We start from the raw sequence: 6769 nt of genomic DNA, 5'->3' as shown, positions 1-6769 counted from the left end.
CTGGTGGCGGCCGTGCCCGAGGACGCCCTGGCCCGGGCGAAGGCGACGGACGCGGTCGCCGCCGTGGACGAGGAGAAGGCCCGGCTGCGCGCCGCCGTGAAGAGCCGCGACGGGTTCTTCACCACCTTCTTCATCAGCCCCTACTCGCGCTACCTCGCCCGCTGGTGCGCGAACCGCGGCCTCACTCCGAACCAGGTCACCACCGCCTCCCTGGCCACCGCGGTGCTCGCGGCGGGCTGCGCGGCCACGGGCACCCGCGCCGGCTTCGTCGCCGCGGGCGTGCTGCTGCTGCTCTCCTTCGTGCTGGACTGCACCGACGGGCAGCTCGCCCGCTACTCGCTCCAGTACTCCACGATGGGCGCCTGGCTCGACGCCACCTTCGACCGCGCCAAGGAGTACGCCTACTTCGCGGGCCTCGCCCTCGGCGCCGCCAACGCCGACGGCGACGACGTGTGGGCCCTCGCGCTGGGCGCCATGGTGCTGCAGATCTGCCGGCACGTAGTGGACTTCGCCTTCAACGAGTCCATCGCCCCCGCCGCCGCCGCGGCCGGGGGTACCGCCCATGCCGGCAGGGCCGCGGAGGACGGCAACAGCCCCGCCTTCGCACTCTCCGACCGGCTCGACCGGCTCGGCTGGACCGTGTGGCTGCGCCGCATGGTGGTGCTGCCGATCGGCGAGCGGTGGGCGCTGATCGCCGTCCTCACCGCCGTCACCACCCCGCGCGTCGTCTTCGTCGTGCTGCTCGTCGGCATGGGGCTCGCCGCCTCGTACACCACCGCGGGCCGGGTGCTGCGCTCCCTCAAACGCCGCGTCCCGCGCAGCGAGCAGGCCCTGAGGGCCCTGGACGAGCTGACCGACACCGGCCCGCTCGCCGAGGCCGCCGCCCGCTCCCTGCGCGCCCCCGCGCGCTCCCTGCCCCCGTACGCCGCACCCGCCCTCGCCGCCGCCGGCGGCGCGCTCCTCGTGCTGCTGGCGCTCCTCACCCCGTACGGCAGCTGGTGGCCCCTCATAGGCGCGGTCGGCTACGTCCTGACCTCGGCACTCGCCGTCGCCCGGCCGCTGGCAGGCCCGCTGGACTGGCTCGTGCCGCCGGTCTTCCGGGCCGCCGAGTACGGCCTCGTCCTGGTGCTCGCGGCCCGCTCCGAGGTGAACGGAGCGCTTCCTGCGGCTTTCGGACTGGTGGCCGCGGTCGCCTACCATCACTACGACACCGTGTACCGCATCCGCGGCGGCACGGGTGCGCCCCCGCGCCGCCTGGTGCGGGCGATCGGCGGGCACGAGGGACGGGCGCTGGCGGTCACGCTGGCGGCAGCCCTGCTGACCGGCACGCGCTTCACGTTCGCGCTCGCGGCCATCGCCGTGGCCGTGGCGCTGGTGGTGCTCACCGAGAGCATCCGCTTCTGGGTCTCCTCCGGAGCCCCCGCCGTACACGACGAAACAGGAGAACCCGCATGATCGGCCTCGTGCTGGCGGCCGGCGCCGGACGGCGTCTGCGCCCCTACACCGACACCCTGCCGAAGGCCCTGGTGCCCGTCGACGGCGAGACCACCGTCCTCGACCTCACCCTCGGCAACTTCGCCGAGATCGGGCTCACCGAGGCGGCGATCATCGTCGGCTACCGCAAGGAGGCCGTGTACGAGCGGAAGGAGGCACTGGAGCGCACGTACGGGCTGAAGCTCACCCTGATCGACAACGACAAGGCAGAGGAGTGGAACAACGCCTACTCCCTGTGGTGCGGCCGGGACTCGGTCCGGCACGACGTGATCCTCGCCAACGGCGACACCGTCCACCCCGTCTCCGTCGAGAAGACCCTGCTGGCCGCCCGCGGCGACGGCAAGAAGATCATCCTCGCCCTCGACACGGTCAAGCAGCTCGCCGACGAGGAGATGAAGGTCGTCGCCGACCCCGACAAGGGCGTCCAGAAGATCACCAAGCTGATGGACCCGGCCGAGGCCACCGGCGAGTACATCGGCGTCACCCTCATCGAGGGCTCCGCCGCGGACGAGCTGGCCGACGCGCTGAAGACCACCTTCGAGCGCGACCCCGACCTCTACTACGAGGACGGCTACCAGGAGCTGGTCAACCGCGGCTTCAAGATCGACGTCGCACCCATCGGCGACATCGCCTGGGTCGAGATCGACAACCACGACGACCTCGCCAAGGGCAGGGAGATCGCGTGCCGGTACTGACCCGCCTGATCCCGTCGCCGCTGACGGTCGACATCCGGGCCGGGGCACTGGACGACCTCGCGGACCTCCTCTCCGACCAGCGTGTCGCGCCGTCGGGCCGGCTTGCGTTCGCCATCAGCCCGCGCTCCGGGCAGGCGCTGCGCGACCGCTTCGCGCCGGCGCTGCCCGGCGCCGACTGGTTCGCCGACGCCGACGGCACCATCGACGGCGCCGTGCGGCTCGCCGACTCCATCAAGAGCACCGGCCGCTACGACGCCGTCGTCGGCCTCGGCGGCGGCAAGGTCATCGACTCCGCGAAGTACGCCGCGGCGCGCGTCGGCCTGCCGATGGTCGCCGTGGCCACCAACCTCGCCAACGACGGCCTCTGCTCGCCGGTCTCCACGCTCGACAACGACGCGGGGCGCGGCTCGTACGGCGTGCCCAACCCCATCGCGATCGTCATCGACCTCGACGTCATCCGCGAGGCCCCGCCGCGCTTCGTCCGCGCCGGCATCGGCGACGTGACGTGCAAGCTGTCGGCCGTCGCCGACTGGGAGCTGTCCCACCGCGAGACCGGCGAGCCCATCGACGGGCTGGCCGCCGCGATGGCCCGCAGCGCCGGCGACTCGGTGCTGCGCCACCCCGGCGGGATCGGCGACGACGACTTCCTCGTCATCCTCGCCGAGGCGCTGGTGCTCTGCGGCATCGCGATGTCGGTGGCCGGCGACAGCCGCCCGGCGTCCGGCGCGTGCCACGAGATCAGCCACGCCTTCGACCTGCTCTACCCGAAGCGCTGCGCGCTCCACGGCGAGCAGTGCGGCATCGGCGGGACCTTCGCCACGTTCCTGCGCGGCGACCGGGAGACGGCGCTGCTGATGGCGCAGGTGCTGCGCCGGCACGGGCTGCCCGTGCTGGCCGACGACATCGGCTTCGCGGACGACGAGTTCGTGAAGGCCATCGAGTTCGCACCCCAGACCCGGCCCGGCCGGTACACGATCCTCGAACACCTCGACCTGTCCACCGACCAGATCAGAGACGCCTACGCCGACTATGCCAAAGCCATCGGTAGCTGAGCTACGGCCCGTGGTCCACCCCGCGGGGGTGAAGGACCGGCGCAGCGGAGAACACTGGGCCGGCCGCCTGTACATGCGCGAGATCTCGCTGCGCGTGGACCGGCACCTGGTGAACACCCGCGTGACGCCCAACCAACTGACGTACGTCATGACCCTCGCCGGCGTCCTGGCCGCCCCGGCGCTGCTCGTCCCCGGGATCACCGGAGCCCTGCTGGGCGTGCTGATGGTCCAGCTGTACCTGCTGCTCGACTGCGTCGACGGGGAGGTCGCCCGCTGGAAGCAGCAGTTCTCCATCGGCGGGGTGTACCTCGACCGGGTCGGCGCGTACCTGTGCGACGCGGCGGTGCTCGTGGGCTTCGGCCTGCGCGCCGCCGACCCGTGGGGCGAGGGCTCCGTCGACTGGCTCTGGGCCTTCCTCGGCACGCTCGCCGCGCTGGGCGCCGTGCTGATCAAGGCGGAGACCGACCTCGTCGGCGTCGCCCGCCACCAGCAGGGCCTGCCGCCGGTCAAGGAGTCCGCGGCCGAGCCGCGCTCGTCGGGGGTCGCCGTGGCCCGCAAGGCGGCCTCCGCGCTGCAGTTCCACCGGCTGATCCTGGGGATCGAGGCGTCACTCGTCATCCTCCTGCTGGCGATCCTCGACCTGATCAAGGGGGATCTGTACTTCTCCCGGCTCGGTGTCGCCGTACTCGCCGCGATAGCGATGCTGCAGACCCTCCTTCACCTGGTCAGCATTCTGGCCTCCAGTAGGTTGCGGTGAGCCGAATGACATATGAACACCAGCCCCGGCAGCAGGCGGCCGAGCGCCCGGAGGACATCCGGGTCGGCGCCGTCGTGATCACGATGGGCCAGCGCCCCGAGGAGCTGCGCGCGCTGCTGGAGTCGGTCGCCAAGCAGGACGGCGCGCCGGTCGAGGTGGTCGTCGTCGCCCAGGGCGTGACCGTGCCCAACATCCCGCAGGGCGTACGGGTCGTGGAGCTGCCCGAGAACCTCGGCATCCCCGGCGGGCGCAACGTCGGCATCGAGGCGTTCGGCGACGGCGGCCGCGACGTCGACGTGCTGCTCTTCCTCGACGACGACGGTCTTCTGCCACAACAGGACACGGCCCGGCTGGTGCGCGAGGCGTTCGCCGCGGACCCGCGCCTGGGCATCGTCAGCTTCCGCATCGCCGACCCCGAGACCGGGGTCACGCAGCGCCGGCACGTGCCCCGGCTGCGCGCGTCCGACCCGATGCGCTCCTCCCGCGTCACCACGTTCCTCGGCGGCGCCAACGCCGTGCGCACGGCGGTGTTCCAGGAGGTCGGCGGGCTGCCGGACGACTTCTTCTACGCCCATGAGGAGACCGACCTCGCCTGGCGCGCGCTGGATGCCGGCTGGCACATCGACTACCGCGCCGACATGGTCCTGCACCACCCGACGATGCCGCCCAGCAGGCATGCCACGTACCACCACAACGTGGCCCGCAACCGCGTCTGGCTGGCCCGCCGGAACCTGCCCGCGCCGCTCGTCCCGGTCTATCTCGGTGTCTGGTTCCTTCTCACAGTGGCACGCAGCCCCTCGCCGGCTGTGCTGAAATCATGGCTCGTAGGCTTCCGGGAGGGCTGGCGCGCACCGTGCGGGCCGCGCTCGCCCATGAAGTGGCGTACGGTGTGGCGGCTGACCCGGCTGGGACGACCGCCCGTGATCTGACAAGCTCGTACCGTTGAGTGTCTGAGGACGAAAGTTACCGACTGTGAGCGAAACGGCAGTGGGCGCTCCGCCCAAGCGCCATCCCGACGACGGGCTGTCCCCGGCCGAGCTGGCCGCCAAGTACGGCCTCTCGGTGAGCGGCGCGCGCCCCGGTCTGCCCGAATACGTGCGGCAGCTCTGGGCGCGCCGCCACTTCATCATGACCTTCTCGCGCGCCAAGCTCACCGCGCAGTACAGCAAGGCGAAGCTGGGCCAGCTGTGGCAGGTGCTGACACCGCTGCTGAACGCCACGGTCTTCTTCTTCATCTTCGGCCTGCTGCTGGGCGGCCGCGGCAACATGACGACCGGCGAGTACATCCCGTTCCTGGTCACCGGGGTGTTCGTGTGGACGTTCACGCAGCAGTCGGTGATGTCCGGGGTGCGCTCGATCTCGGGCAACCTCGGGCTGGTGCGGGCCCTGCACTTCCCCCGCGCGGCGCTGCCGATCTCGTTCTCGCTGCAGCAACTGCAGCAGCTGCTCTACTCGATGATCGTCATGGTGGCGTTCCTGCTGTCCTTCGGGTTCTACCCGCGGTGGACGTGGCTGCTGGTCGTGCCGGTCCTCGCGCTGCAGTACGTCTTCAACACCGGCCTGGCGATGGTCTTCGCCCGCCTCGGCAGCGACACGCCCGACCTGGCCCAGCTCATGCCGTTCATCCTGCGCACCTGGATGTACGCCTCGGGTGTGATGTTCCCGCTCTACCACATGATGGAGCGGGCGAACGCGCCCACGTGGGTGGCCGACACGGTGGCGATGAACCCGGCCGCTGTATACATGGACCTGATGCGCTACGCCCTGATGGGCGACTTCCCCGACAGCAACCTGCCCCCCTTCGTCTGGCTGCTGGCACTGGGCTGGGCCGTCGTGGTCGGCGCGTTCGGGTTCGTGTTCTTCTGGAAAGCTGAGGAGCGATATGGCCGTGGCTGAACATCCGACGAGCCGCGCCGAGACCGACACGCCCGGCGAGGGGCGGATCCCGACGGTCATCGCGGACGACGTGCACATCGTGTACCGGGTGCTGGGCGGGGCCCGCGGGAAGGGCAGCGGCTCCGCCGCCCTGACCCGGATCCTGCGCCGGGAGCGGGGGAGCCGGGTGCGCGAGGTGCACGCGGTGCGCGGGGTGAGCTTCACGGCGTACCGCGGCCAGGCCATCGGCCTGATCGGCTCCAACGGCTCCGGCAAGTCGACGCTGCTGAAGGCCATCGCCGGCGTGCTGCCCGCGCACAGCGGCACGGTGTACACCAACGGCCAGCCCTCGCTCCTCGGCGTCAACGCGGCGCTGATGAACGACCTGACGGGCGAGCGGAACGTGATGCTCGGCGGGCTGGCGATGGGCATGACCCGCGAGCAGATCCGCGAGCGGTACCAGAGCATCGTCGACTTCTCCGGCATAAACGAGAAGGGCGACTTCATCACCCTGCCCATGCGGACGTACTCCTCCGGCATGGCGGCGCGGCTGCGGTTCTCCATCGCCGCGGCCAAGGACCACGAGGTGCTGATGATCGACGAGGCCCTGGCCACCGGCGACCTGCGGTTCCGCAAGCGCTCGGAGGCCCGGCTGCGCGAGCTGCGCAAGGAGGCCGGCACGGTGTTCCTCGTCAGCCACACCAACAAGTCCATCCGCGACACCTGCGACCGGGTGCTGTGGCTGGAGAAGGGCGAGTTGGTGATGGACGGGCTGACGGACGACGTGCTGAAGGAGTATCAGGAGTTCTCGAAGCGGTAGCCGCACGTACGCGCCGAAGGGCCCCGCCGCATGCCGCGGCGGGGCCCTTGTCGTACGTTCCGGGCCCTCACACCCC

At 71.3% G+C, this 6769-nt stretch carries 7 protein-coding genes; all 7 read left to right on the top strand.

From position 1 onward, the window contains the following. Positions 1-1455: DUF5941 domain-containing protein (locus H5J30_RS13105; protein WP_181787608.1), on the top strand; the 1455-nt coding region annotated here is incomplete at its 5' end. Next, entirely contained in the window at positions 1452-2189 is a 738-nt protein-coding gene (locus tag H5J30_RS13100) for a phosphocholine cytidylyltransferase family protein (RefSeq protein ID WP_181787607.1), read from the top strand. The genes H5J30_RS13105 and H5J30_RS13100, both read left to right, overlap by 4 nt. Beyond that, the gene (locus tag H5J30_RS13095; protein WP_018838711.1) at positions 2177-3241 is read left to right on the top strand and encodes an iron-containing alcohol dehydrogenase family protein; all 1065 of its coding nucleotides are present in this window, start codon (positions 2177-2179) and stop codon (positions 3239-3241) included. The genes H5J30_RS13100 and H5J30_RS13095 overlap by 13 nt, the downstream gene beginning before the upstream one ends. Next, the gene (locus H5J30_RS13090) at positions 3219-3998 is read left to right on the top strand and encodes a CDP-alcohol phosphatidyltransferase family protein (protein ID WP_181787606.1); all 780 of its coding nucleotides are present in this window, start codon (positions 3219-3221) and stop codon (positions 3996-3998) included. Before H5J30_RS13095 ends, H5J30_RS13090 begins: the two co-directional genes overlap by 23 nt. A gap of 5 nt (positions 3999-4003) precedes the next feature. After that, positions 4004-4927 carry a glycosyltransferase family 2 protein gene (locus H5J30_RS13085; protein ID WP_181787605.1) on the top strand — a complete coding sequence of 308 codons (924 nt, stop codon included), beginning with the start codon at positions 4004-4006 and terminating at the stop codon, positions 4925-4927. Positions 4928-4985: 58 nt separating this feature from the next. Next, positions 4986-5894, top strand: coding sequence for an ABC transporter permease (locus tag H5J30_RS13080; RefSeq protein WP_181787609.1), 909 nt, complete (start codon positions 4986-4988; stop codon positions 5892-5894). Further along, positions 5881-6693 (top strand): ABC transporter ATP-binding protein, encoded by an 813-nt coding sequence (locus H5J30_RS13075; RefSeq protein WP_181787604.1) that lies wholly within the window; start codon positions 5881-5883, stop codon positions 6691-6693. The genes H5J30_RS13080 and H5J30_RS13075 overlap by 14 nt, the downstream gene beginning before the upstream one ends. Positions 6694-6769: the final 76 nt, after the last annotated feature.

Source organism: Streptomyces phytophilus, assembly GCF_013870535.1.
In the GTDB taxonomy this organism is placed as follows: domain Bacteria; phylum Actinomycetota; class Actinomycetes; order Streptomycetales; family Streptomycetaceae; genus Streptomyces; species Streptomyces phytophilus.
Note: the sequence above shows the minus strand (reverse complement) of the source record. Positions and strands in the feature narration are given on the sequence as shown.